Below are 22527 nucleotides of genomic sequence, written 5' to 3' on the forward strand. Positions count from 1 at the left end.
ACCCGTGCTCCGGCTCCGCCGGCCCCGACGCCCGCCCCAGGCCGCGACGCCGCGCGCCCCCTCGCCGACGACCTGTCGCCCGAGGGCCTCACCCGGTCGGTCATCCACGACGAGGCGCGCTTCCTCTTCCAGAGCCTGCTGACGGGCGACGTGCGGTCCGCGTCCGCGGAGCTGACGTACCCGTTCCAGTTGGAGGAGAAGCGCTTCAACACGCCGGAGGAGCTGGTGCAGACGTGGGTGAAGCAACTGCGCGCCCGGCGCACCGACCTCGTCACGCTCTACGACATCGAGGTGCTGCCCTTCGCGGAGATGGAGAAGAAGTACGGCAAGCCGCCCGCGCGCCTGGGCCTGGATCCGCGCGCGCTCAAGGACACCTGGGCCGCCGTGGGCAACCTGTCCGGCCACGCGGCCATCTTCCTCTTCCGTGGCGGCTCCGACCTGAACTGGCACGCCTTCGCCTATACGGACTGACGCGAAAAGGGGCACCGGGCCTGCTTCGCCCGGCGCCCCCCGTTGAAACCCCGCTGCTGCCGCCTCAGTGCGCGGCCGCGGACTCCAGCCCGACGAGGCCCGCGCCCGCCTTCAGTGTGAAGGTCGCGACGGCGGTCTTGCCCGCCTCCACTGTCACCTCCTGCGTCACGGAGGCGTAGCCCGTCATCGACGCCACCGCGCTGTAGGTCCCCGGCGGCACCTGGATGATCGCGAAGATGCCGTCGGCGTTCGTGATGCCACTGAACGACGTGCCCGTCAGGGTGACGGTGGCCCCCTGGTTCGAAGCCGCGCCTTCCAGCGTGACGCTGCCCGCGAAGGATCCCGTCTGACGCCCCAGCGTGAGCGTCACCGTCTCCGGCTCGCCCTTCACGAAGACGGTCGTCTCCTTGGTGTCGTAGCCCGCCTTCGAGGCCACGAGGATGAAGAACCCGGACGGCACCCCTTCCAGGACGAAGCCGCCCTGGGCGTTCGTGGTGGTGGTGAACGTCGTGTCATCGAGGGAGACCGTGATGCCCTCGTGGGAGGTGGCGCCATCCAGCGTGATGGTGCCGGAGATGCGGGACGTGGCCGCGCCAGGCTCCAGCACGATGGCCAGGCTGGTCGTCAGCTTCTCCCCCACGTCCACCGATTCCTGCTGCGACTGGTAGCCCGTCTTCGAGGCCACGAGCGTGTACTCGCCCGCGTTCAGTCCCTCGAAGGCGAACGTCCCCTGCGCGTTCGTCGTGACGCGGGCATCGGTTTCGTAGAGGTGGAGTTCGACGCCCGCGGGGGACGCGCCGTCCGCGAGCTGGACCGTCCCGGTGATCCGTCCCTTGCGGTTCTCGGGGGCAGGGTCCGGATCCTTCTCCGCGTCCGGGTCGCACGCCGGCAGGACCGCCAATGCCATGGCCACCACGAGCGCGCTCAGCGCCCCTCTTCGATTCGTATGCATGTGAGTGTTCTTCCCTGTCGAGTGCGCACCGGGCCTGCGCACGGGTGCCGCCGCCTGCGAGTCCAACCGTCTCGCGAGTGCGACATGCGAGCCCCATGACGCGAGGCCCCCACGGGAAATTCACACTCCCACGCGACTTCTCAGCTCAGCGCGGCAACGAATTCGCGCAGGCGCTTGAGGCCCTTCTGGAGCACCTCGCGCGAGGTGACGAAGCTCATCCGGATGTAGCCGGGCGCGCCGAACGGATCCCCCGGCACCGCGGCCACGAGGTAGTCATTGAGCAGGGCTTCGGAGAGCTGGAGGGTGGTGGTGAGCGTCGTGCCCTTGTACGTGCGGCCCAGCAGGCCCCGCACGTCCGCCATCGCGTAGAAGGCGCCTTCGGGCAGCCGGCAGCGGATGCCGTCGATGGCGTTGAGCCCCGCGACGAACAAATCCCGGCGCTCGCGGTACTCGTTCACCATCGCGGTGATGGTGTCGGACGGGCCGTTGAGCGCCGCCAGCGCCGCCTTCTGAGTGATCGAGGAGGCGTTGGACGTGGACTGGTCCTGCACCATCTGCATCGCGGCGATGAGCGCCTTGGGACCGGCCGCGTAGCCCAGCCGCCAGCCCGTCATCGCGTAGGACTTGGACAGGCCGTTGGACACGACGAGCCGGGGCACCAGGTCCGGCGCCACGTTGCCCAGGTTGAGGAACTCCCCCGTGTAGAGGAGCTTCTCGTACATGTCGTCGGTGATGATCAGGCAGTCATGGCCGCGCACCGCGTCCGCGATGCCCTCCAGCGTGGCGCGCGAATACACCGCGCCCGTGGGGTTGGCCGGGCTGTTGAGCACGATGGCGCGCGTGCGCGGGGTGAGCGCGCGGCGGATGGATTCGGGGTCCGGCGCGTAGCCGTCCTCTTCCCGCGTCTGCACCAGCACCGGCGTGCCGCCCGCCAGGTGCACCATGTCCGGGTAGCTCACCCAGTAGGGCGCGAAGATGATGACCTCGTCGCCTTCATCCAGCAGCGCCTGGAAGCAGTTGTAGAGCGACTGCTTGCCGCCGGCCGTCACCACCACCTGATCAGCGGCGTACTTCAGGCCGTTGTCCTTCTCCAGCTTGCGGCAGATGGCCTCGCGCAACTCCGGCATGCCCGCGGTGGCGGTGTACTTGGTGAAGCCCGTGCGAATGGCGTCGATGGCCGCCTGCTTCACGAACTCAGGCGTGTCGTAATCCGGCTCACCGGCGGCGAGCACGACGACGTCCTCGCCCTTGGCGGCGAGCGCCTTGGCCCGCGCGTTGAGGGCCAGGGTGGCGGAGGGCTTGATGGCTTGCAGCCGGCGGGCGAGTTTCATGTCGCCAATGCCTAGCGCGGAACTCCCGCGACGGACAAGACCCTTGTGGCGCGCTGCGTTGCCCGGCTGCCCCCAGGCCCGGGTCAGGTCTTGGTGCCGAACTTCTTCTTCAGACCGGCGTACACGTTCGGGGGGACGAGCCCTTCCACGTTCCCCCCGAAGGAGGCGACCTCCCGGACGAGCTGCGAGGAGATGTAGAAGTAGTCCTCGCCCGTCATCATGAAGACCGTGTCGATGTCCGGCGCCAGCTTGCGGTTCATGTTCGCGAGCTGGAACTCGTATTCGAAGTCCGACACGGCCCGGAGCCCTCGGATGACGACGCCCACCTGACGCTGGTGCACGTAGTCCACGAGCAGCCCGTGGAAGGCATCCACCTCCACGCGGCTGTCCTTCACCGCGTCGCGGATGAGCTCGATGCGCTCCTCCTGGCTGAAGAGGGGGGTCTTCTTCGGGTTCACCGCGATGGCGACGATGAGCCGGTCGAACATCTTCAGGCTGCGCTGGATGAGGCTCAGGTGCCCGTTGGTGAGCGGATCAAACGAACCAGGATAGATGGCAACCGGCATGGGTGCCGGGAAGTCTCGGCGGGCCCACGGGGCGGGTCAAGCGCGCGTCACGGGGCCCGGTAGAAGCTCACCAGGGTGTCCCCGAATTTCCGCTGGTCATCCCGGGTGAAGCCCGCGTGGGCCTCCGGGGCCTCCTCGCGCTTGTCGTGCTCCACCACCACCGTGCCCCCGGGGGACACCACCGAGGACGCGGTCAGGGCCTCCAGGACCGTGGGGACGACGCGCGCCGCGTAGGGCGGATCCGCGAAGACGAGCTCGAATTTCTCGCCCTTCTTGCCCAGCGTCTCCAGCGCCCGCGCCACCGGTTGCGCCAGGATGGCCACCTGGGAAGCGAAGCCCAGCGCGTCGGTGTTCAGCCGGCACAGCCCCTGGGCCTCGCGGTCCTGGTCCACCAGCACCACCCGCCCGGCCCCGCGCGACAGGGCCTCCAGCCCCAGCGCCCCGGTGCCCGCGTACAGGTCCAGCACGGCCTGTCCGTCCAGGAACTGGCCCAGCATGTTGAAGAGGGTTTCGCGAACGCGGTCCGCCGTGGGGCGGATGTGTCCGGACGACGGCTTGGGACCCTGCAGGGCCCGGCCCTTCGCGCTGCCTGCCACGATGCGCATGGGCGCCTTCTAGCCCAGGTCGCCGCCCGTCTTCGCGAGGAATGCCATCGCGTGGGTCGCCGAACGCCGGGCCCCCAGCGCCGCCAGCACCTCCGTGGCCTCCGCGAAGGCCAGCGCCTCCAGCGTCTCCCGGGCCTCCGGCGTCAGGGGCGGCAGGCCCTCCTCCAGCATCGACAGGAGCTCCCCGGCCGGCATCCCCGCCGCCTGGGCCCGGGCCACCACCTGCGCCCGCGCCTCCAAAGGCCACGCACGCAGGGCCAGCGGGCCGAACGGGCCCCCGCAGTCCACCTTGCGCACGCCCGCGGCGACGTAGCTGGACAGCCCTCGAGGTGCGCCGGCCGTCAGGTCGCCCACCGTCACCGCGACGCCCCGGGCATGGGCCAGCTCCACCACCTGCCGCAGGAGCCCCACGTCCAGGTCGCCTTCGCCCAACTGCGCCTCCGACACACGCAGGAAGCGCAGCGGCACCTTCCACTGCGAAAGCCCTTCCAGCAGCGTGCCGCACGCGTCCAGGAGCCCCGCTCCAGCGGGCGCCTGGGGCGCGGACAGCTCCAGCGACAGCTCGCGCTCCACCAGGGGGCCCACCAGCGCGTTCACCGCCTCTACCGCTTCGTAGGTAGTGAGGCGCGACAGCTCCAGCGACACCAGCGCGAAGCCCGCGTCCACCACACGGAAGAGGCCCTCCTGCATCGCATCCAGGACGTCCGCGTCCGTGGACGTCACCCGCACGGGGCCGGCCTGGAGGAACAGGGGCCGGGTGTGCTCGGCGTCCAGGGCGGCCGCGCGCACCGCGGACACGAAGCGCTCCGGCGCCCCCCGGTCCGCCAGCGGGTGCGGGCAGGCGAGCCCCAGCACCGCGTCCTCCGCCCGGGCGGCCCTCAGCAGGCCCGGCAGCGTCCCCTTGGCCAGCACGGGAATGCAGGGCAGCGCGGCCGGAGAGGACTCCAGCGCCCGCAGCAGCTCACGGGGATCCAACACGGGGACCCGGGAGCCCGGGCCCATCCGCGCGACCACGTTGCCCGGCCGCAGCGACAACACCTTGTCCAGCACGCTCATAGGAGCCGCCGAGAATCCCCGCCCTGCTCCTCTTTCGCAAGGGAGGTCAGTGCACCTCGCCCAGATGGGCGTAGGCCTGGCTCTCAATCTGGATGGTCGTGTGGTCGATGCCGAACCGGTCGAACAGGTCGTGCTTCACCGCGGTCAGGATGTCGTCGTTGTTGCAGACCATCGGGTCCGCCACCACCAGGTGCGCTGACAGCGCGTACATCCCGCTGGAGATGGTCCACACGTGCAGGTCATGCACCGCCTGCACGCCCTGCACCTTGGCCATCAGGTCGCGCACCTGCTCCAGGTCCACGTGCGCGGGCACCGCCTCCAGCAGCACGTCCACCGCGTCCTTCACCAACCGCAGCGCGCCCACCACGATGATGATGGAGATGAGCACGGAGATGATGGGGTCGACGACGTACCAGCCGGTCCACCACATGATGCCCGCGCCCACCAGCACGCCCACCGACGACAGCGTGTCGCCCAGCACGTGCAGGAACGCCCCGCGCACGTTCATGGAATGCGTCTGGTGCAGGAAGCCCAGCGCCGCCAGGTTCGCCACCAGGCCCACGCCCGCCACGATGGCCATGGGCCCCAACTCCACCGGCGCCGGCGTGCGCATCCGCTGCCACGCCTCCATCAGGATGAAGATGGTGATGACCAGCAGCAGCACCCCGTTGAGGAGCGCGCTGAGAATCTCCATCCGGTAGTAGCCGTAGGTCTTCTTCAAATCCGCGGGCCGGCCGGCGAACCACAGCGCCAGCAGGCTCAAGACCATCGCGGAGACATCCGTCAGCATGTGCCCGGCGTCGGAGAGCAACGCGAGCGAGTTCGTCAGGAAGCCGCCCACCGCCTCCGCGACCATGATGGTCGCCGTCAGCGCCAGCGCCGACAGCAGCCGCCGCCGGTCCTTGCGCCGCTCCTCCGCCAGCCCACCCTTCCGGGGCCCGTGCGAATGGCCGTGACCATGCCCATGTCCGTGGTGGGAATGGTCGTGCGAGTGGTCGTGCCCGGCCCTGCCGTGTGTATGTGGGGGTGCGCTCACAGGGGTCCAGGGTACGCGATCAGCGCCATCTGCGGACAGGTGCCGCTGGATTGATTTCAGACAACCCCGTAGATCCACTGTCCGAATCTGCAACAGGGGGAGGCCCGCGGGGATGGACTTCGAGAAGCATCAGAATCTGCACACCATTGTCATGTTGAGGGATGTCATCCGCAAGTGGTGGCAGGTGGAGCTGTCCTTCGCGGATCGTAACGGCGTGGTGCACGACTGGCAGCGCGGGGATTTCATCCCACCGCCGAACGACTTCTGCCGCCACTCGCTCGGTTCGAGGGAGGGGATGCGGCGGTGCGCCCAGTCCGTGCGGGTGCTGCACGAGAAGTTCAAGGCGGCCAAGAAGCTGCGCCGCTCCATGTCACACGACTGCCACCTGCGCCTGTCCATCGTGGGCGCCCCGCTCTACATCCGCAACGAGTACGAGGGTTTCCTCTTCGTGGAGGGCTTCGCCCGGCAGCCGCTCACGCCCGGCGACGGCCAGGTGCTGATGGACAAGATGCGCGACATCGCGCCGGGGGCGCAGGCGGACCTGGAGGGCGCGTGGGAGCGCGTGCCGGTGCTGGACGGCTCGGAGCTGAGCAAGCTGTCGGACCTGCTGGAGTTCGCGGTGACGGAGATCGAGAACCAGGAGGTGGAGCTCACCCGCAAGGAGGAGACCATCCAGTCCATGGCCTCCGAGCTGTCCAACCGCTACCGCTTCGAGAAGATCATCGGCCGCTCCGGGGCGATGAACGAAGTCTTCCGCCTGATGGAGAAGGTGGCCAACTCCGACTCCACCGTCCTCATCAACGGCGAGTCCGGCACGGGCAAGGAGCTGGTGGCGCGCGCCATCCACCACAACGGCCCGCGCAAGGACAAGCCGTTCGTCGTGCAGAACTGCTCCGCCTTCAACGACAACCTGCTGGAGAGCGCCCTCTTCGGACACACGCGAGGCGCCTTCACCGGAGCGCTCAAGGACAAGAAGGGCCTCTTCGAGGTCGCCGACACCGGCACCTTCTTCCTGGACGAGGTGGGCGACATGTCCCCCGCCCTCCAGGTGAAGCTCTTGCGCGTGCTCCAGGAGGGCACCTTCCTGCCAGTGGGCGGCACGCACTCCCGCGAGGTCGACGTGCGCGTCATCGCCGCCACGCACAAGGACCTGGGGGAGATGGTGAAGCGAGGCGAGTTCCGCGAGGACCTCTACTACCGCATCAACGTCATCCGCCTCCAACTGCCACCCCTGCGCGAGCGCAAGGACGACCTTCCCGTCCTCATCGACCACTTCCTGCGCAAGCACCACCGCGAGGGACAGCGCGCCCGGGGGCTGGCCCCGGAGGCCCTGGGCATCCTGGGCGCGTACGCGTGGCCGGGGAACATCCGCGAGCTGGAGAACGAAATCGAGCGGCTGCTGGTGCTGGGCGGCGAGCTGGAGGTCATCCCCGCGGAGCTGCTCTCCAGCCGCATCCGCGACACCGTCGTCCCCGGCGGCGGGCACTTCATCGCCCCGCGCGCGCACGGAAAACTGCACGAGGCGGTGGAGTCGCTGGAGAAGGAGATGATCCACCAGGGGCTCGTGCGCACGCGCAACAACAAGAGCCGGCTGTCGCGCGAGCTGGGCATCAGCCGCTCCAACCTCATCCTGAAGATCACCCGCTACGGACTGGACCGGCTCCTGCCCGAGGGCCTTGCCGACGGCGCGGATGAGGAGGCCGAAGCGTGAGCCCCCCCGGACACGCGACCACCTTCCGCCAGGACACGCTGCGGGTGCCCGACGGCGCGGACCTCTACTTCCAGGTCCGCGGCGAAGGCACCCCGGGCATGGTGCTGTGCGACGGCCTGGGCTGCGACGGCTTCGCCTGGAAGTACCTGCTGCCCTACCTGGCACGGCGCCATCGGGTGCTCAGGTGGCACTACCGGGGCCACGGCAAAAGCAGCGTGCCGGAGGACCGCACCCGCATTGGCATGGCGTACACCTGCGACGACATGGCGCGGGTGATGGACGCCGCAGGCCTGGAGAAGGCCGTCCTCTTCGGCCACTCCATGGGCGTGCAGGTGGCGCTGGAGTTCCACCGCCGCTACGCCCGGCGCGTGCAGGGGCTGGTGCTGGTGTGCGGCAGCTACGGCATGCCGCTGGACACCTTCCACGACTCCACCCTGCTCAAGCGCATCTTCCCCACCCTGCGCCGCGCGGTGGAGCGCTTCCCCCTGCACACCGCCCGCATCGTGCACGGCGCGCTCACCACGGAGCTGGTGGTGCAGTTGGCCATCCGGCTGGAGATGAACCCGGAGCTCATCGCCCGCAACGACCTGGCCCCCTACTTCTCCCACCTGGCCCGGATGGACCCCGTCGTCTTCGTGCGCACCCTGGATTCACTGGCGAGCCACACCGCGTGGGATCACCTGGAGTACGTGGACGTGCCCACCCTGGTCGTCGCCGGGGAGAAGGACCGCTTCACCCCCGGCTGGCTCTCCCGGAAGATGGCCGAGCGCATCCCCGCCTCAGAACTGCTGACCATCTCCGAGGGCACCCACACCGCCCCCCTGGAGGTCCCCGGACTGGTGGAACTGCGCGTGGAACGCTTCCTGCGCGAACGATTGGGCGTGGAATCCGGGGAATCTGCCCCAAAGGTGGGATAAGCGTCCGGTGGGGGGTGGGTACGGCTGTCTGGCCGCTGGACATCCGCCTTGATTGCAGGCGGGAAGCCCCCGGCATATAAGCCCCCGCCTTCCGGGTTCCGGTGGGATTGAGAAAGCCCGTTCTGGGCGTGTCTCTTCGCACCTCTTTCTGTCAGTCGGTCCGCATGATCTCTCGCGAAAACATCCGCAACGTCGCCATTGTCGCCCACGTCGACCACGGGAAGACCACCCTGGTTGACCACCTGCTCCGGCAGGCCGGTACCTTCCGCTCCAACGAGCACATGACCGATCGAGTGATGGACTCGAACGATCTCGAGCGAGAGAAGGGCATCACCATTCTCGCGAAGAACACCGCGGTCTCCTACAAGGGGATGCAGATCAACATCATCGACACCCCGGGCCACGCCGACTTCGGTGGCGAGGTGGAGCGCGGTCTGCGCCTGGTCGATGGCGTCATCCTCCTGGTGGACGCGGCCGAAGGTCCCCTGCCCCAGACGCGCTTCGTGCTCACCAAGGCGCTCGCCATGGGCCTGAAGACGGTGTTGGTCATCAACAAGATCGACCGTCAGGACGCCCGGGCCAAGGAAGTGCTGGACCTCGTCTACTCGCTCTACATCGACCTGGGCGCGGACGATAAGCAGTTGGAGATGCCGGTCCTCTACACGGTGGCCCGCCAGGGTCAGGCCTCCACGTCGCTGGACGTCCCGGGCAAGACGCTGGAGCCCCTGTACGACGCCATCATCAAGCACATCCCGCCCCCGCCCGCGCCGCCGGTGGACCAGACCACGCTCCAGTTGCTGGTGGCGAACCTGGACTACGACGACTACGTCGGCCGTCTGGCCGTCGGTCGCGTGCAGGCGGGCCGCATCACGGCCAACATGCCTGTGTCCGTCGTCCGCGATGGTGGCAAGGTGCAGCCGGGCAAGATCGTGAAGCTGTACGGCTTCTCCGGCCTGAAGCGCGTCGAAATCCCCGACGCCGGCCCGGGCGAAATCGTCTCCATCGCGGGCATCGAGGACATCTCCATCGGCGACACCATCGCCGACGCGGAGAAGCCGGTGGCCCTGCCGCGCATCACCGTGGACGAGCCCACGATGATGATGATCTTCAAGGTCAACGACGGGCCGCTGGCGGGCAAGGAAGGCAAGTTCGTCACCTCCCGCAACCTGCGCGAGCGCCTGTACCGCGAGGCCTACCGCAACGTGGCCGTGCGCGTGGAAGACACCGCGACGCCGGACGCGTTCCGCGTGGTGGGCCGTGGCGAACTCGCCCTGGCCGTCATCATCGAGAACATGCGCCGCGAAGGCTACGAGCTGACGGCCTCCAACCCGGAGCCCATCACCAAGCACGTGGACGGCGTCCTGCACGAGCCCATGGAGCTGGTCTTCTGCGACGTGCCGGAGACCAGCGTGGGCGTGGTGACGGAGCGCCTGGGGCCCCGCAAGGGCCGCATGACGGACATGCAGCAGTTGGGCTCGGGCCGCACCCGGCTCCAGTTCCGCATCCCCGCTCGCGGCCTCATCGGCTTCCGCTCGGAGTTCCTCACCATCACGCGGGGTGAAGGCATCATGAGCAGCCAGTTCGACGGCTTCGAGCCGTGGTTCGGCTACATCCCGAAGCGCGCCAACGGCGCCATCGTCTCCGACCGTCTGGGCGACACGGTGCCCTACGCCCTGTTCAGCATCCAGGAGCGTGGCCAACTGTTCGTGAGCGAAGGCGTCACGGTGTACGAGGGGATGATCATCGGCGAGCACTCCCACCCGTCCGAGCTCAACGTCAACTGCTGCCGCGAGAAGAAACTCACCAACATCCGCGCCGCCGGCCGCGACGAGAACGTCCTCCTCGTCCCGCCGCGCGAGATGGGGCTGGAGAAGGCCCTGGAGTGGATCGCCGACGACGAGCTCGTCGAGGTGACGCCCAAGTCCGTGCGCATGCGCAAGAAGGCGCTGGCCAACGGCGACCGCTACCGCGCCGAGCGTGAGCGCAAGCGCGAAGAGCGTAGCGACGCGTAAGCCGTCCCCGTCGCTCCCGAAGTCTTGAGAGGCCGTCACCCACCCGGGTGGCGGCCTCTTCTTCGTTCAGGGGCTCTCCTGTTTGAACGAAGCCCAGGACACCACCACGTCGTTGCCCCGCGCGTCACGGCCGTGGAGGACATCCAGCACCTGCTGGATGTCGGGCGTCGCTTCGTCCGGGCCCACCACCACCGCCGCCCGGAAGCCGCCGCGCTCCAGCGTCTCCTGCACGGTCAGGGCGCGCTCCCAGGGCATCCGCGTGGCCCGCCGTTGGTCGTCCCAGCCCACGAGGATGCGTTCGACCTCCGCCCAGGTGACGGCCTCCGCGCCGTCCGGGATGAGCACGGAGACCTCGCTGCGCCAGCCTCCGGTCTCCAGCAGCGGCTGCCAGCGGGACACCTTCAGCGACACGCGGGGCGGTGCTTCCGGGAGCGCCAGCGGACGGACGCCCACGAAGGTGGTGAGGGACCGCACCGCACCGGACTCCATCCGCGCCCGCACGCGCACCGTGAAGCGCCGGGGCACGGCGCCGTCCGCGGGCTCCACCGCGTAGGTGTGTTCGAGGATGGGCCCTTCCGTCTCCTCCGTGGTGCCATCCCCCAGGTCCCAGTCGTACGCGCGGACGGGCCCGGCTTCCTCCAGGCCCTGGACCTCGAAGGTGAAGGTGGACGGGCCGTCCTGCCGCGACCCGAGGCGCAGCGGAGACTCCGCCTGGGCCTCGCAGTCCCGGACCTCCAGCAGCACCGTGCGCTCGGCCAGCACCCCGACGCGGCGGCCTCCCAGGTCGCGGCAGAGCTGGAAGCGCACCGGATAGCGTCCCGGCGCGGAGGGCGCGCGCCAGTCCAGCGCCGCCCCCGGCTGGAGCCCCGCGCGGCCTTCCGGCGTGGGCCACACCCAGCGCTCCACCAGGTCGGGCTCGCGCGAGCCGCCCACCCTCGCGACGACGCTGACGGCGCCGCCCGCGCAGGCCCAGGGGCGGTCCGTGTCCAACTGTTCGATGAAGGCCGTGGAGGCCAGGGGCTCCCAGACCTCGCCCAGGGTGCTGGCGAGCCGGAAGTCCTCGGACGAGCCCCCGTTGGCGTAGGAAGGCTCCAGGGCCGCGAGGGACGGCGCTCCAGGCCCGGACACGGCGCGCTCCGGTGGGATGCGAGCGTCGGGGTGGACGGCGGACGCCGGCTCGGCTCCGGCCGTCCGGGCGGCATCCAGCCCCGCGAGCAGCAGGCTCCCGGCGACCACGCCGCCGGCCGCGAGCACCATGCGGGTCCGCGGTCGCAGCCCCGACGACTTCGAAGGCGGAAGCGGACCCATGGCGCGCTAGAAGCCGAAGCGGATCAACCGCGCGCGGTAGGGCGTGGCGTTGGGCCGGTACCACTGGTTGTCCCAGCCCCTGAACTCCACGGCGTCCATCAGCCGCTCCGTCTGTCCCCGGAAGGTGACGGCGTTGATCAACGGAGTGCCCGTGGAGCCCACGTTGCGCGACGCGAGCTTGTTGTCGGGGTCCAACAGCTCCGAGCGGCCCTGCGAACAGCCATCCACGTAGCAGCCGCCCCGGTCGCACGTGGACACGGAGTTGTACGAGCCGTGCTTGTCCTGGGCGGCGTAGATGCGCGGCGCGCCCCGGGACTCCGACAGGTATTCGAGCTGTGCCCAACTGTACCAAGCGGAGGACTCGCACACTGTCTCCAGGTGCGCGGAGAGGAAGGCCCAGTCCAGCAGCCAGCGACCGTCGGAGTAGTGCACCTCCAGCACCTGGAACTCGGTGTCGCCGTCGTGCGCGTCCACGACGCCGCCCAGGATGCCGTGGTCCTCGTAGAAGGCCGCCAGGTAGAAGATGCGCAGCGTGCGCAGCGCGAAGGACTGCGACTTCACCGCGAAGTACGGCCGGCGGCCCGCGCCCCGCTCGTTGCGTGCGAGCCACAGCGCCGGCATGAAGGCGGACGCCACCTGCTCTTCGCAGTCGTCGTTGAGCCCGTCGCCATCCGCGTCCGCCCCGGTGCCCCAACACGTGTCCCCGAAGGGGATGGAGGCGATGCCCTGCGCGAAGGCCGGCACGGACAGCAACGACACCACCAGCACCAGCGCGCAAGCGCGGGAACGGACGACGGACGCCATGGGGCACACCCGGGACGGTCAGCGAGGGGACCGGCCCACGGTGCGCATCTTCGCAAGGGACCTGAATCCGGCCCGAGGTCCGGCCCGGTGTCCGCCTTCCATCGCAGTGGGAGGCCAGCACCTGTCCACCTCCGAGGTGTGATTGTAGAAACGCGGCAACCCGAAACCCGGGAGGCATGCACCATGGTGGCGTCGAGCACGGGCCCCGCCCGTGGCCTGCTGTACCCCCGGCCGGACGCGCGGCACTTCGCGCACGCGCGCCTCCTTCCCGCCGAGGACCTGCGCCCCTGGGTCGAACACTTCTGGGCCGTGCGCTGGGACCTGCGCGAACAGCCGCCCTTCCTCCAGCAGAACCTCACCCACCCGTCCGTGCACTGGACCTTCCAGGACGGCACCTCGCGCATCGCGGGCGTGCACTCCGGGCGCTTCTCCCTCCTGCTGGAGGGCCTGGGCGGCGTGTTCGGCATCAAGTTCCGGCCCGGCGGCTTCTTCCGCTTCGTGAAGACGCCGGTGTCCGCACTCACGGAGCGCACCATGGCCCCGGCCCCGCTCCTGGGCCCGGAGGCGCTCGCGCTGGAGGCGGCCATCCTCGCCACCGACGTCACCCGCGACGCGAACGCGGAGCGCGTGGCCCTGGCGGAGGCCTTCCTGCGCGCGCGTCTGCCCGCGGCGGATCCGAACGTGGCCGGGGTGCAGGGGATGGTCACACGCATCCTGGAGGACCGCGCGGTGACGAAGGTGGAGGACCTGCTGACACCGGGAGGCCCGGGCCTGCGCACGGTGCAGCGGCTGTTCCGCCGCTACGTGGGCGTGAGCCCCAAGTGGGTCATCCAGCGCTACCGACTGCACGAGGCCGCCGAACGTCTGAAGGAGGTCCCCCCGCCGGAGCTGGCGACGCTGGCGCTGGAGCTGGGCTACTTCGACCAGGCGCACTTCATCCGCGACTTCCGGCGCGTCGTCGGCTGTCCGCCCGCCGAGTACGCCCGGCGCGCGCCCGGCCCGGTGACTCCGGCCCGGCGCGCTTCGGAGTGACGGACCTCAGAACGTGTACTTCACCCGAGGGAACACGGCGAAGGACATGATGTTGGGCCCGATGATGTAGCGCCCCAGCACATCCGCCCCCACCGAGAAGTGGTCGAAGGACGTGGCGTACTCCACGCCCACGCCCAGGCCCGCGTTGAAGGCGTTGACGGAGCGGCCCGGGTCGCCCTCGTCTGGATCCACCGGCGTGGGGTCCAACCGCGTGTAGCCCGCCGCCACCTTGGGCGTCAGGTAGAAGCGGTTGGCCAGCTTCACGTGGTAGGCGGCCGTGATGTCTCCGAAGGCCACGGTGAAGTTGTCCGACAGGGCGCAGACGTTGGACTGCGGCAGGTAGCCCGCGAAGCAGTTCTGCGCGGAGGACCCCAGCGCGAAGTGCGCCCCCAGCGACAGCCGCTCCGTCAGGTCATAGCCGATGCCCAGTTGCAGGTACGACTGCGCGTTGGAGTAGTTGTTCTCACCGCCCACGGTGAAGAACACGCCGACGTCGGTCTCGGTGAAGAAACCCCGGCGCGGCTCGAACGGCACGCCTTCTGGTGGGGTGGCCCCCAGGGCCGGCGTCCCCAGCGCGAGCGCGGCGAACAGCAGCGACTTCCTCACGACTCCTCCCGTCACGGTGGTCCTCTCGCGCCACTCACACTCACGGAGCGGCGCACGGACACTAGTGATGCCGCGCACGAAACGGCAGCGGGGAAAAACGAAAATGGCGTGGACCGTTTCGTCCACGCCATTTGGTCTTCCAGTCTACGAATCCCCTGGCCGAAGCGTCGGGGCCGGAGTGCTACCCCTCACCGTCCGCGCCGGAGGGCGAGAACAGCCAGGGGTACGTCACGGACACCACGCCGCCGCCCTTGGGCTCCGGGAACTTCCAGCGACGGATGCGGGAGAGCATGCAGTTCTCCGCGGGGCTGCTGCCCAGCGTCGTCTCCGCCACGTTGGCGTCCGCCACCGCGCCGGCCGGGTCGATGGTGAAGGCCACCGCGACCTTGCCCGCGAGCGCCGGGTTCTTGTTCAGCTCCGACTCGTAGCAGTACTTGATCTCGTTCTGGTGCCGCCGGATGACCTTGGCGATGACGTCCTTGTCCAGGCCGCCCACCACCGTCGTCTTGCCGGGAATCACCTTGGTCACGGACTTGCCACGGCCACCCAGGTCGATGCCGCCCGAGCCGCCCACGCCGCGTCCATTGCCCTGCGTCCCCAGGCCACCGATGCCCAGCGCCGTGCCGCCGCCGCCGTTGCCGGTGCCGCGCGAACCCAGGCCGCCCACGCCCTGCGCGTCACCCATGGCCGCGCCGCCCTTGAGGCCGCCCAGCGAGTTGTTGATGCCGGTGCCGATGCCGCCCGGACCGAACACGTCCGACGCGCCACCCTTCATGCCCTTGAGCGCACCCAGGAGGCCGACCTTGCCCACCACCTGGCGGTCCTTCTCCTTCTTGCTCTTGTCGACGACGTTGGTGCCCGGCTTCGAAGGCGCGGCCTCCGCGAGCTTCGCCTCCTCCTTGCCGAACTTGCCCTCTTCGTCCTTCGCCTTGGCGCCTTCTTCCACGCCGGAGAGCTGGAGCTTCTTCGCCTCCACCTTCTTCTGCGGGGCGATGAGGAACTTCGCCACGCTCTGCTGGGACTCGAAGACGTCGTCCGCGGAGCGCGTGTCGGAGTGCGGCGTGAGCACCATCGAGGCGACGAACGCGGCCGACGCCAGGATACAGATGGCGGCGATCTTGAAGAAGCCGAAGTCGCGGTCGGACAGCGAGGTGGCCAGGATGGCCGGAGAAGGCTTCACGTAGCGCATCATGAAGCCGACGGTGCCCAGCGACACCTCCGCGCGGTCGTGAAGGCCCAGGGTGAAGAGCTGCTCCTGATCCGCCGAAGCGGAGTTGAGCTGACCCGCGGCGCGCAGCGCGTCCTTGGTGCGGACATCCCCCTTGTTGGTGACGAACACGCCAGAGCCCGCCGGAGCCTTGAGCTCCAGCTTGTCGCCCTTGCTCACCGCCAGCACGTGGCGCTTGCCCACCTGCGGCACGAACACGTGGAAGGCGTTCTTCTTGCCCTCGCCGATGGTGACCGGAGCGCCGTCCTTGAAGTGCTGGACCTCCAGCATCTGGTCGCCCCAGAGCAGCGCCACCTGGAGCACCTTCGCCTCGGGCGTCGGCTGCGCGTCCAGGGGAAGGGGATCCTGCAGGTGCGCCGCCAGGTGCGGCTTCTTCGCCGCCGCGATCGCCGGGGGCGTGGGCTTGCGCACCATCCCCGGAGGCGCCGACGGGCCGAACACGGGCGTGGGCGCCGCGTGGTTCGTCGTGGAGACCTGCATGCCCCCCGCCGTCGAGGAACGCGGCGTGCTCACCGTGCCCACGAGGTTGGAAGGCGCCGCCGCCTGCACCGGAGCCCGGGGAGGCGCCACATCGCGCCGGACCGGGGGAGCCGCCTGCGCAGCCGGCGGCATCGCCGGACCGCGAGGAGGCAACTGATGGAACGCACCGGGCATCGCCACCGCCGCGCCCGCCGGAGCCACCGACCGGGGCGTGTCACCGAAGAGCACCTCCACCCGCGAGGTCCCCACCGTCAACACGTCACCCGGCTTGAGCGCCGTGGGAATGACGAGCTTCTGCCCTGAGACCTGGGTGCCGCCTTCACTGCCCAGGTCGATGGCCGTTACCGAACCATCGTGGTCCACCTTCAGCATCACATGGAGATTGGAGACCCGCGGATCCTGAATCTTCACCGCCGCTTGGGCGCCCGACCCCACGATGACACTCTCCGCCTCCGACACGGTCTCCTGGATGGAGCCGTCTGGAGTCGTAATCCGAAGCGTCAAACCGTTTTTTCTCGCCGCCGCCATGAAGTTCTTCCTTCTTCCCTTCCCGTCCCGAAAACGTTCAACGCCGCCTGAGAGCCCGTCTTAAAGATTGTCCGCTGACTTCTGCAACTCCGGGTCGAAGTTCTCCCGGACCTTGATGAGGCTTTGGAAGTCCGTCTTCTTGCGATTGAGGACGTAGGAGCCTTCCGGCTTGGTGAGCTCGCCCTCCACCGCCACATCCGTGAAATCGATCACCGTCTTCTTGCGGTACACCGTGCGGTCCTCCTCCTGGATGACCTTCACGGAGTCTCCGCCGCTGTTCTGCGCCAGGGCGGGGGCCGCTACCCCCAGCACCCCCACCATCACCACCGATGCCAGCAGTCGCTTCATGTGCAGTCTCCGGTAGCCCAGCTTCTTGGCTTCCATTGCAGGGCTCGCACCAACTCCAAGTCCCTGGATTCTAAGGGAGTCGCCCGGTCGCTTGCACCTGGGGGGCTGGAGTAGGGAAGAAAGTTCTCGTTCTTCCAGCCGGGGCGACTGTTCTTTCTTCAGGGCGTCGGGGCGGGCACGGGGGCCGCCTGCGACTCGGGGACGGCTTGACCGTCCGCCGGCTGTCCCGGGGCCGCCGGGGCCGCCTCGGTCGCCGGAGCCTGGTCGGGCGCGGCGGTGTCCTGGGGCAGTTGGTTCATCATGGACGAGGACGAACCCGCGCCCCCGATGGCGGCCGCGCCGTCCTTCTTGGGCTCGCCCTCCCCTTCCGCCGTGGCGGCGGGGGGCGGGGCCGGCGGGTTCTTGAGCATCGTCTGCAGGCCCTGCACCTTGGCGGTGATGAGCTGCTTGTCATTCGCGGACGTGGCGCCCAGCTCCTTGCAGCGATCCAGGAAGGCGATGGCCTTCTCGAAGCCCGCGCGGTCCGCCGCGTACGCCCAGCCCGCGCCGCACACGGCCTCCGGCTGTTCGGAGCGGCGCGCGAGCACCTTCTCGAACGCCTCGCCCGCGGCCACGCCCTTCTTCGGATCGATGCCCTTCTGACCGTCCAGCGCGTACGCCAGGTACAACTGGCCTTCCACGCCCTCCGGCTCCAGCGTCAGGGCCTTGGTGAAGGCGCGCTCGGCCCCCGCGTAGTCGCGGTAGGAGAGCGCCAGCGCGCCCAGGTTCAGGTGCGCGGCGGCGAAGGTGTCATCCAGCGACACGGCCTTCTGGAACTGGGCCAGGGCGCGCGGACGGTCCTCCATCTTCAGGTAGATCATCCCCAGCGTGTTGGAGATGGCCGGGTCCTTCTCCGCCACCTTGCGCGCGTTGATGACCAGCAGCTCCGCCAGGCGGAACTGGCCCCGGTCGTACGCCACCAGCGCCAGCGTCTTGTAGGCCTCCGGGTTGTCCTTGCTGCGCGCGAGCACGCGCCGGCCGGTGGCCTCCGCCTCGTCCAGCTTGCCCGCCAGCCGGTACGTCGCGGCCAGCCCGTTGAGGACGGGCTCGTCGTGTTCGTGGCCCGGCGTCTGGAGCGCCTTCGAGTACAGCGCGATGGCTTCGTCCAGTTGGCCCTCGTGCCGGTGCATCAGGCCCAGGTTCATCACGGACGGCGTGTGGGCCGGATCCAGGAAGAGGACCTTCTCATAGGCCGCGCGAGCGTCCGCCGGACGGCCCTGCTTCTCCGCGATGACGCCCAGGTTGAACTGCGCGTTGAGCGTCTTGGGCTCCTTCGCCACGACCTGCTCGAAGCCCTTGCGCGCGGTGTCCAGGTCCCCGGCCTCGTAGGCCTTGAGGGCCTCCGCGAACAGGTTGTCCACGCTGCCCTTCTCCGCCACTTCAGGCGCGGGCGTGGTGGGGACGATGGCGGCGGGCCTCTCCACCGCGTTCATCGCGACGGGCGTGGGCCGGGGGCCCGTGGCGCACGCCGTGGTGAAGGCGAAGGCGAAGGCCCCCGCCAGGAACATCCGCTTGGTGCGAAACCCGTTCATCCGCTGCGTCCCCATCCCCTCGAACTGGCTGCTGATGTCGTTGCGGTTCGTCGTCTTCACGGCTGCACCCCCTCGAGCAGCGCGGTGGGTTCGGAGCGCGAACCCTCCGGCAGGGAGGGCTTCTGCCCTTCCGGCTTCGTGCCTTCCGGCGCGACAGGCGCCTGGGGCTCGGGCTCCGCGGAGGCGCTGACGGGGCCGTTGAGGTCCTTCAGCACGCCGGCGGCGATGCGTGACTCACTGCTGCCCCGGTACGTCACCGGCTTCACCTGGGCGTAGGCACCCGGACGGAAGCGGTTCACCTGGTCCTGCGCGGCCAGCGTCCACTCGCTGTAGATGCCCAGCTCGTAGGCCTTCTGGAGGCCCTTCTCCAGCGCCTCGCTCGCCTTGTCCTCCAGCGGCAGGGCCAGCGTCTCCAGCTCGCCCCGGTACATGCTCAACTGATCATCATCGAGCCCGGACGGATCCGGCGAGTCCATGATGTTGCGCGCGAAGTCCGCGTACGCAAGGCCGATGCGGGTCAGCGCCGCGATGCCCCACTCGCCGGAGCCCGTGGCGAGCACCGCCGCGTACTCCTTCTCCACCTTCTGCATCTCCTTCTGCTTCGCCGTCAGGTCGCGGCGGATGGTGGAGACGCGCGTGAACTTGATGTCCGAGAAGCGCTTCCACGTGGGCTCCAGCGCCAGGAAGCGCGCGTGGCCGTACGCGTTGAGCACCGCGGCATCCTTGCGCACGTTTTCCGCCAGCTTGTTCCAGCCGCGCACCAGTTCGTCCTGCGCCTTCTCCTGGCCGCGGATGTCCTTCATCTTCTGGTACGCGAGCAGCTCATGGTAGCGGGCGAGGTACGGCTGGCCCGCGACGGTGCGCGAGTCCCGGCCGTAGGTGTCCACGAAGGAGCTGAAGGCGCGGGCCGCATCGCCCCACTTCTTCTCCTTCTCCCAGACGAGCCCGATGGAGAACGCCACCTGGGGCACGTCCTTGCGGTCCTTGAAGCGCGTCAGGTAGCTGTTCCACGCGGTGACGGCCTTCTGGGATTCGCCCAGGCCGTCGTACCAGACGCCCGCGTTGAAGAGGGCATCCGCCACCCACGCGCCCGCCTCGTCCACCTGCGCCTTGCGTTCGGCGGCCTTCTGCTCGCGCGTGGACTCCGCGTCCTCCGCGCCCGGGATGTCGTCCTTCTTCGCCACCGCGCTGCCCTTGGCCTTCTTCGCGTCCTTCTTCGTCTCGCGGGCCTTCATCGCCGCGTCGTACGCGGACACGAAGGACTCCGACATGGCGGCGGCCTTCTTGAACTCGGCCACCTTCTCGTAGAGGCCCGACAGCGTGTAGCGGGTCTTCAGCTCGAAGGGGCTGGTCGGGTACTCCTTGAGGACGCGCTCGCCGGCGGTGATGCCCTTGTCGACCTCGCCCGCCTCCTGCGCGATGACCATCGCGTAGGTGAGCGCGCGGTCCGCGTTCTCCGACTTGGGGAACTCCGTCACGAAGGTGAGGAACTGCTCGGCCGCCTTCGCCGGGTTCTTCTCCTTCTTGTAGACGACCTCGTCCACGTACTTGTACTGGCTGCCCTCCACCACGCGGGCGACGCGGCCGGCGAAGTCGGAGCCGGGCTTGGACAGCTTCTTGTTGCCCAGGAACTTGCGCGACAGCGTGTTGAGCTCGAGCCACTCCTCGCGGCTCTCCAGCACGTACATGGTCAGGTCCGCGGCATCGCGCGAGCGGCGCTCCTCCGGGAACTTCTCGATGATCTCCCCGAAGCGGTGGGCCGCGTCCACGAAGTGCGCGCGGTCGTAGAGGATGACGGCGGCCTGGTAGCGCAGGTCGATCTCATCCTGGTTGCCCGGGTACAGGCCGTTGTACGTGTCGCACGCGGCGACCAGGCGCTCCTCGAACTTCGTGAGGGGCTGCTCCTCCTGCTCCTTGGCGTCACGCTTGACGAGCTTCTGCTTGGCGACGTCGCCCTTGTCCTTCTTCTCGTCGACCTTCTGGCCGTCCTTCAGGTCGCTCTTGGAGAGCTGGCCGCGCTCGATCTTGACCAGCTTGTCGTACGCGAGCACCGCGTTGTACGACGCGCTCTTGCGGTAGGCCTCGTTGGAGACCTCGCGCGCGGAGTCGCGGTCCGGAACCTTGAAGGCCACGACGGCGTCGTACTCGCCCGCGGCGGCCTGCCACTCTTCCAGCGCCCAGAGAATTTCGGCATAGAAGAAGCGGATGTTGAAGGCCGAGTCCGCGACGAACTCCGGGTTGTCGCTGGACGCGAACGCCTCCACGTACTGCTTGTAGATGTCGCGCGCGAGCCGGTAGGTCTCCACCTGGCGCGTCTTCTGCGCCTCCTGGTGGTACTCGGTCACCATCACGCGCATCGCCTCTTCGGTGACGCTGAAGGCATTGCGCAGCACGCCCGCGTTGCCCGCGTTGGTGGTCCACCACTCGCCGCCCGGGCGGTAGAGGTCCACCATCCGCTTCATCTCCTTGCGGACCTGCTGGCGCTGACGCAGGCCCTCGTACGCGCGCACCACCGCCTGCTGGTACTCCGGGGCGTTCACGCCCATGGGCGAGTCGTCGATGAGGGTGCGGTACACCAGGATGGCGCTGTCGAAGTGGCCCGCGTCCACCAGGCCCGCGGCCGTCTTCGCGAGCAGCCGGCCCTGGCGCTTCGGCGGCGCCTTCTCCTTGAAGTAGGCGAGCGCCTCCTTGGGCTGATCCAACTGCACGTAGAAGACGGTCAGGTCGTTGAGCGCTTCCGTGCGCAGGTCGCCCAGCTCCTCGCCGCGCTGGCCCGCGTAGTCCACCACTTCGTGGAGCTTCTTGAGGCCCGCGTCCAGGTCGCCCGCGTTGAAGTCACACCAGGACAGCTTGTAGGTCGCGTAGGCGTAGATCTTCGGGACGCCGGAGTCGCGCGCCTTCTCGTAGTTCACCTTCGCGGGCGCGAGCTTGTTGTTCTCGAAGTAGTGGTTGCCCAGTTGGATGTACGCGTCCGGGACGAACTGCGACTTGGGGAAGTCGCGGATCAGCTCCTCGTAGCGCGCCACCGCGTCCTCGCGGCGGTTGAGCTCGTAGAGGTTGTAGCCCAGGGAGAAGAGCACCTCGTCGCGGGCCGGGTACTCCGGGTACTCGCGAAGGATGTCCTCGTAGATGCGCATCGTGTCGGCGCGGTAGCGCTCCGAACCGGTGTGGTCCTGCTCCGGCGCGGTGGCCTTCTCGCCGCGAGCCACCGCCGCGTCGTAGGCCTTCTCCGCCGCGAGGAACTTCTCCATCTCCAACTGGTAGAGGTACTTGGACTTCTCCCAGTAGAGCTCCGACAGGCGGTACTGCATCTCCGCCTTCTGGGTGGAGGTCTCCTGGAGCTTGGGGATGAGGCGCTTGAAGCCTTCAATGGCCTCGTCGCGCTTCTTGTCCGCCATCGCGTCCTTCCTGGAGTCCGCGATGCGAGGCACGTCCGCGAACTTGGCCGAAGCGGGCTTCACCCGCGCCGGGCCCTTGCGCATGTCCTGGGGCGCCACGCCGGGGGGAAGCTCCGCCTTCTTGGCGTCGGCCCCCTTCTTCGCGTCCTCCTTCTTGCCAGCGGCGTCGCCCTTCTTGCTCGCGGCCTTCGCCGCCGCAGAGGACTTCTTCGTCGCCACCTTTCGCGCCGGTGCCGTCGGCTCCGCCGCCTCCGCCTCCCCCACCCCACCGGCCGCGAGCGCGACGCCCACCGCCAGTGCACCGAACCGAAGAAACACCTTCATGCGAGCTCCTGGAGAACCGCGCCTCGCCAACGTGGGCAAAATTCTGCCCAACCGGGAGGGACGACGGAAAGTAGACGCGGGTACCCAGGTTGGGAAGTGGCCCGGAACGTGCCTTGTGCCCCGGCGTACGCGATCGCCCCGAGCGAACTTCCAGGACTCAACAACGTGCAAGAGGCCCGCTCCCCACGACACAGGGTCGCGGTGAGGGGCCTCTCTTGACGCGCTTGCTAAGCAGCCGGGTAC

At 69.0% G+C, this 22527-nt stretch carries 17 protein-coding genes and 1 pseudogene; 5 read left to right on the plus strand and 13 right to left on the minus strand.

The window, feature by feature from the left end; all coding sequences use genetic code 11:
- Positions 1–471 (plus strand): annotated as a pseudogene (locus D7V88_RS16145) (hypothetical protein); the annotation flags it as partial.
- 64 nt (positions 472–535) lie between these two features.
- Here D7V88_RS16145 and D7V88_RS16150 read toward each other — a convergent pair.
- The 6 genes from D7V88_RS16150 to D7V88_RS16175 all read right to left on the minus strand — a co-directional run bounded on the left by D7V88_RS16150 (position 536) and on the right by D7V88_RS16175 (position 6017).
- Positions 536–1423, minus strand: coding sequence for a carboxypeptidase regulatory-like domain-containing protein (locus D7V88_RS16150; protein WP_120541534.1), 888 nt, complete (start codon positions 1421–1423; stop codon positions 536–538).
- A gap of 140 nt (positions 1424–1563) precedes the next feature.
- Positions 1564–2754 (minus strand): pyridoxal phosphate-dependent aminotransferase, encoded by a 1191-nt coding sequence (locus D7V88_RS16155; protein ID WP_120541535.1) that lies wholly within the window; start codon positions 2752–2754, stop codon positions 1564–1566.
- Positions 2755–2837: 83 nt separating this feature from the next.
- Positions 2838–3320, minus strand: coding sequence for a pantetheine-phosphate adenylyltransferase (gene coaD, locus D7V88_RS16160; protein ID WP_120541536.1), 483 nt, complete (start codon positions 3318–3320; stop codon positions 2838–2840).
- Positions 3321–3367: 47 nt separating this feature from the next.
- Entirely contained in the window at positions 3368–3925 is a 558-nt protein-coding gene (rsmD, locus tag D7V88_RS16165; protein WP_120541537.1) for a 16S rRNA (guanine(966)-N(2))-methyltransferase RsmD, read from the minus strand.
- Positions 3926–3934: 9 nt separating this feature from the next.
- The gene (locus D7V88_RS16170; protein ID WP_120541538.1) at positions 3935–4981 is read right to left on the minus strand and encodes a hypothetical protein; all 1047 of its coding nucleotides are present in this window, start codon (positions 4979–4981) and stop codon (positions 3935–3937) included.
- A gap of 46 nt (positions 4982–5027) precedes the next feature.
- Complete coding sequence (locus D7V88_RS16175; protein ID WP_120541539.1) at positions 5028–6017, minus strand: cation diffusion facilitator family transporter; 990 nt, start codon at positions 6015–6017, stop codon at positions 5028–5030.
- Between the two features lie 112 nt (positions 6018–6129).
- On the opposite strand from D7V88_RS16175, the gene D7V88_RS16180 reads away from it, so the two are divergent.
- The 3 genes from D7V88_RS16180 (at position 6130) to typA (ending at position 10657) form a co-directional block, all read left to right on the plus strand.
- Positions 6130–7728 carry a sigma 54-interacting transcriptional regulator gene (locus tag D7V88_RS16180; RefSeq protein ID WP_120541540.1) on the plus strand — a complete coding sequence of 533 codons (1599 nt, stop codon included), beginning with the start codon at positions 6130–6132 and terminating at the stop codon, positions 7726–7728.
- Complete coding sequence (locus D7V88_RS16185; protein ID WP_120541541.1) at positions 7725–8645, plus strand: alpha/beta fold hydrolase; 921 nt, start codon at positions 7725–7727, stop codon at positions 8643–8645. Before D7V88_RS16180 ends, D7V88_RS16185 begins: the two co-directional genes overlap by 4 nt.
- Before the next feature lie 164 nt (positions 8646–8809).
- Positions 8810–10657, plus strand: a complete 1848-nt coding sequence (gene typA / locus D7V88_RS16190; protein ID WP_120541555.1) for a translational GTPase TypA — start codon at positions 8810–8812, stop codon at positions 10655–10657.
- A 66-nt stretch (positions 10658–10723) separates the two neighbouring features.
- On the opposite strand, the gene D7V88_RS16195 is transcribed toward typA, so the two are convergent.
- The gene (locus tag D7V88_RS16195; protein ID WP_120541542.1) at positions 10724–11914 is read right to left on the minus strand and encodes a PKD domain-containing protein; all 1191 of its coding nucleotides are present in this window, start codon (positions 11912–11914) and stop codon (positions 10724–10726) included.
- Positions 11915–11971: 57 nt separating this feature from the next.
- On the minus strand, positions 11972–12769 hold the full coding sequence (locus tag D7V88_RS16200) for a hypothetical protein (protein WP_120541543.1): 798 nt from the start codon (positions 12767–12769) through the stop codon (positions 11972–11974).
- A gap of 183 nt (positions 12770–12952) precedes the next feature.
- Between D7V88_RS16200 and D7V88_RS16205 the strand changes: the two genes are divergently transcribed.
- The gene (locus tag D7V88_RS16205; RefSeq protein WP_120541544.1) at positions 12953–13801 is read left to right on the plus strand and encodes an AraC family transcriptional regulator; all 849 of its coding nucleotides are present in this window, start codon (positions 12953–12955) and stop codon (positions 13799–13801) included.
- A gap of 6 nt (positions 13802–13807) precedes the next feature.
- Here the strand turns inward: D7V88_RS16205 and cglE are convergent, their stop codons facing one another.
- From cglE to D7V88_RS16230, 5 genes are all read right to left on the minus strand, one after another.
- Positions 13808–14407 (minus strand): adventurous gliding motility protein CglE, encoded by a 600-nt coding sequence (cglE, locus tag D7V88_RS16210; protein ID WP_120541545.1) that lies wholly within the window; start codon positions 14405–14407, stop codon positions 13808–13810.
- Between the two features lie 181 nt (positions 14408–14588).
- Positions 14589–16643, minus strand: coding sequence for a TonB family protein (locus D7V88_RS16215; protein ID WP_120541546.1), 2055 nt, complete (start codon positions 16641–16643; stop codon positions 14589–14591).
- 60 nt (positions 16644–16703) lie between these two features.
- Positions 16704–17027, minus strand: a complete 324-nt coding sequence (locus D7V88_RS16220) for a hypothetical protein (protein ID WP_244238178.1) — start codon at positions 17025–17027, stop codon at positions 16704–16706.
- A gap of 122 nt (positions 17028–17149) precedes the next feature.
- On the minus strand, positions 17150–18622 hold the full coding sequence (locus tag D7V88_RS16225) for a tetratricopeptide repeat protein (protein WP_120541547.1): 1473 nt from the start codon (positions 18620–18622) through the stop codon (positions 17150–17152).
- Positions 18619–22284, minus strand: a complete 3666-nt coding sequence (locus D7V88_RS16230) for a tetratricopeptide repeat protein (RefSeq protein ID WP_120541548.1) — start codon at positions 22282–22284, stop codon at positions 18619–18621. Before D7V88_RS16230 ends, D7V88_RS16225 begins: the two co-directional genes overlap by 4 nt.
- Positions 22285–22527 lie beyond the last annotated feature (243 nt).

It is taken from the genome of Corallococcus terminator (genome assembly GCF_003611635.1).
In the GTDB taxonomy this organism is placed as follows: Bacteria; Myxococcota; Myxococcia; order Myxococcales; family Myxococcaceae; genus Corallococcus; species Corallococcus terminator.

What these genes read in the sequence shown, in the direction of transcription:
- D7V88_RS16215 (WP_120541546.1), bottom strand. Translation starts at nt 16,643, where the DNA reads ATGGCGGCGGCGAGAAAAAACGGTTTGACGCTTCGGATTACGACTCCA.
- D7V88_RS16200 (WP_120541543.1), bottom strand. Translation starts at nt 12,769, where the DNA reads ATGGCGTCCGTCGTCCGTTCCCGCGCTTGCGCGCTGGTGCTGGTGGTG.
- D7V88_RS16220 (WP_244238178.1), bottom strand. Translation starts at nt 17,027, where the DNA reads ATGGAAGCCAAGAAGCTGGGCTACCGGAGACTGCACATGAAGCGACTG.
- rsmD (WP_120541537.1), bottom strand. Translation starts at nt 3,925, where the DNA reads ATGCGCATCGTGGCAGGCAGCGCGAAGGGCCGGGCCCTGCAGGGTCCC.
- D7V88_RS16180 (WP_120541540.1), top strand. Translation starts at nt 6,130, where the DNA reads ATGGACTTCGAGAAGCATCAGAATCTGCACACCATTGTCATGTTGAGG.
- D7V88_RS16170 (WP_120541538.1), bottom strand. Translation starts at nt 4,981, where the DNA reads ATGAGCGTGCTGGACAAGGTGTTGTCGCTGCGGCCGGGCAACGTGGTC.
- coaD (WP_120541536.1), bottom strand. Translation starts at nt 3,320, where the DNA reads ATGCCGGTTGCCATCTATCCTGGTTCGTTTGATCCGCTCACCAACGGG.
- D7V88_RS16150 (WP_120541534.1), bottom strand. Translation starts at nt 1,423, where the DNA reads ATGCATACGAATCGAAGAGGGGCGCTGAGCGCGCTCGTGGTGGCCATG.
- D7V88_RS16205 (WP_120541544.1), top strand. Translation starts at nt 12,953, where the DNA reads ATGGTGGCGTCGAGCACGGGCCCCGCCCGTGGCCTGCTGTACCCCCGG.
- D7V88_RS16155 (WP_120541535.1), bottom strand. Translation starts at nt 2,754, where the DNA reads ATGAAACTCGCCCGCCGGCTGCAAGCCATCAAGCCCTCCGCCACCCTG.
- D7V88_RS16230 (WP_120541548.1), bottom strand. Translation starts at nt 22,284, where the DNA reads ATGAAGGTGTTTCTTCGGTTCGGTGCACTGGCGGTGGGCGTCGCGCTC.
- typA (WP_120541555.1), top strand. Translation starts at nt 8,810, where the DNA reads ATGATCTCTCGCGAAAACATCCGCAACGTCGCCATTGTCGCCCACGTC.
- D7V88_RS16195 (WP_120541542.1), bottom strand. Translation starts at nt 11,914, where the DNA reads ATGGTGCTCGCGGCCGGCGGCGTGGTCGCCGGGAGCCTGCTGCTCGCG.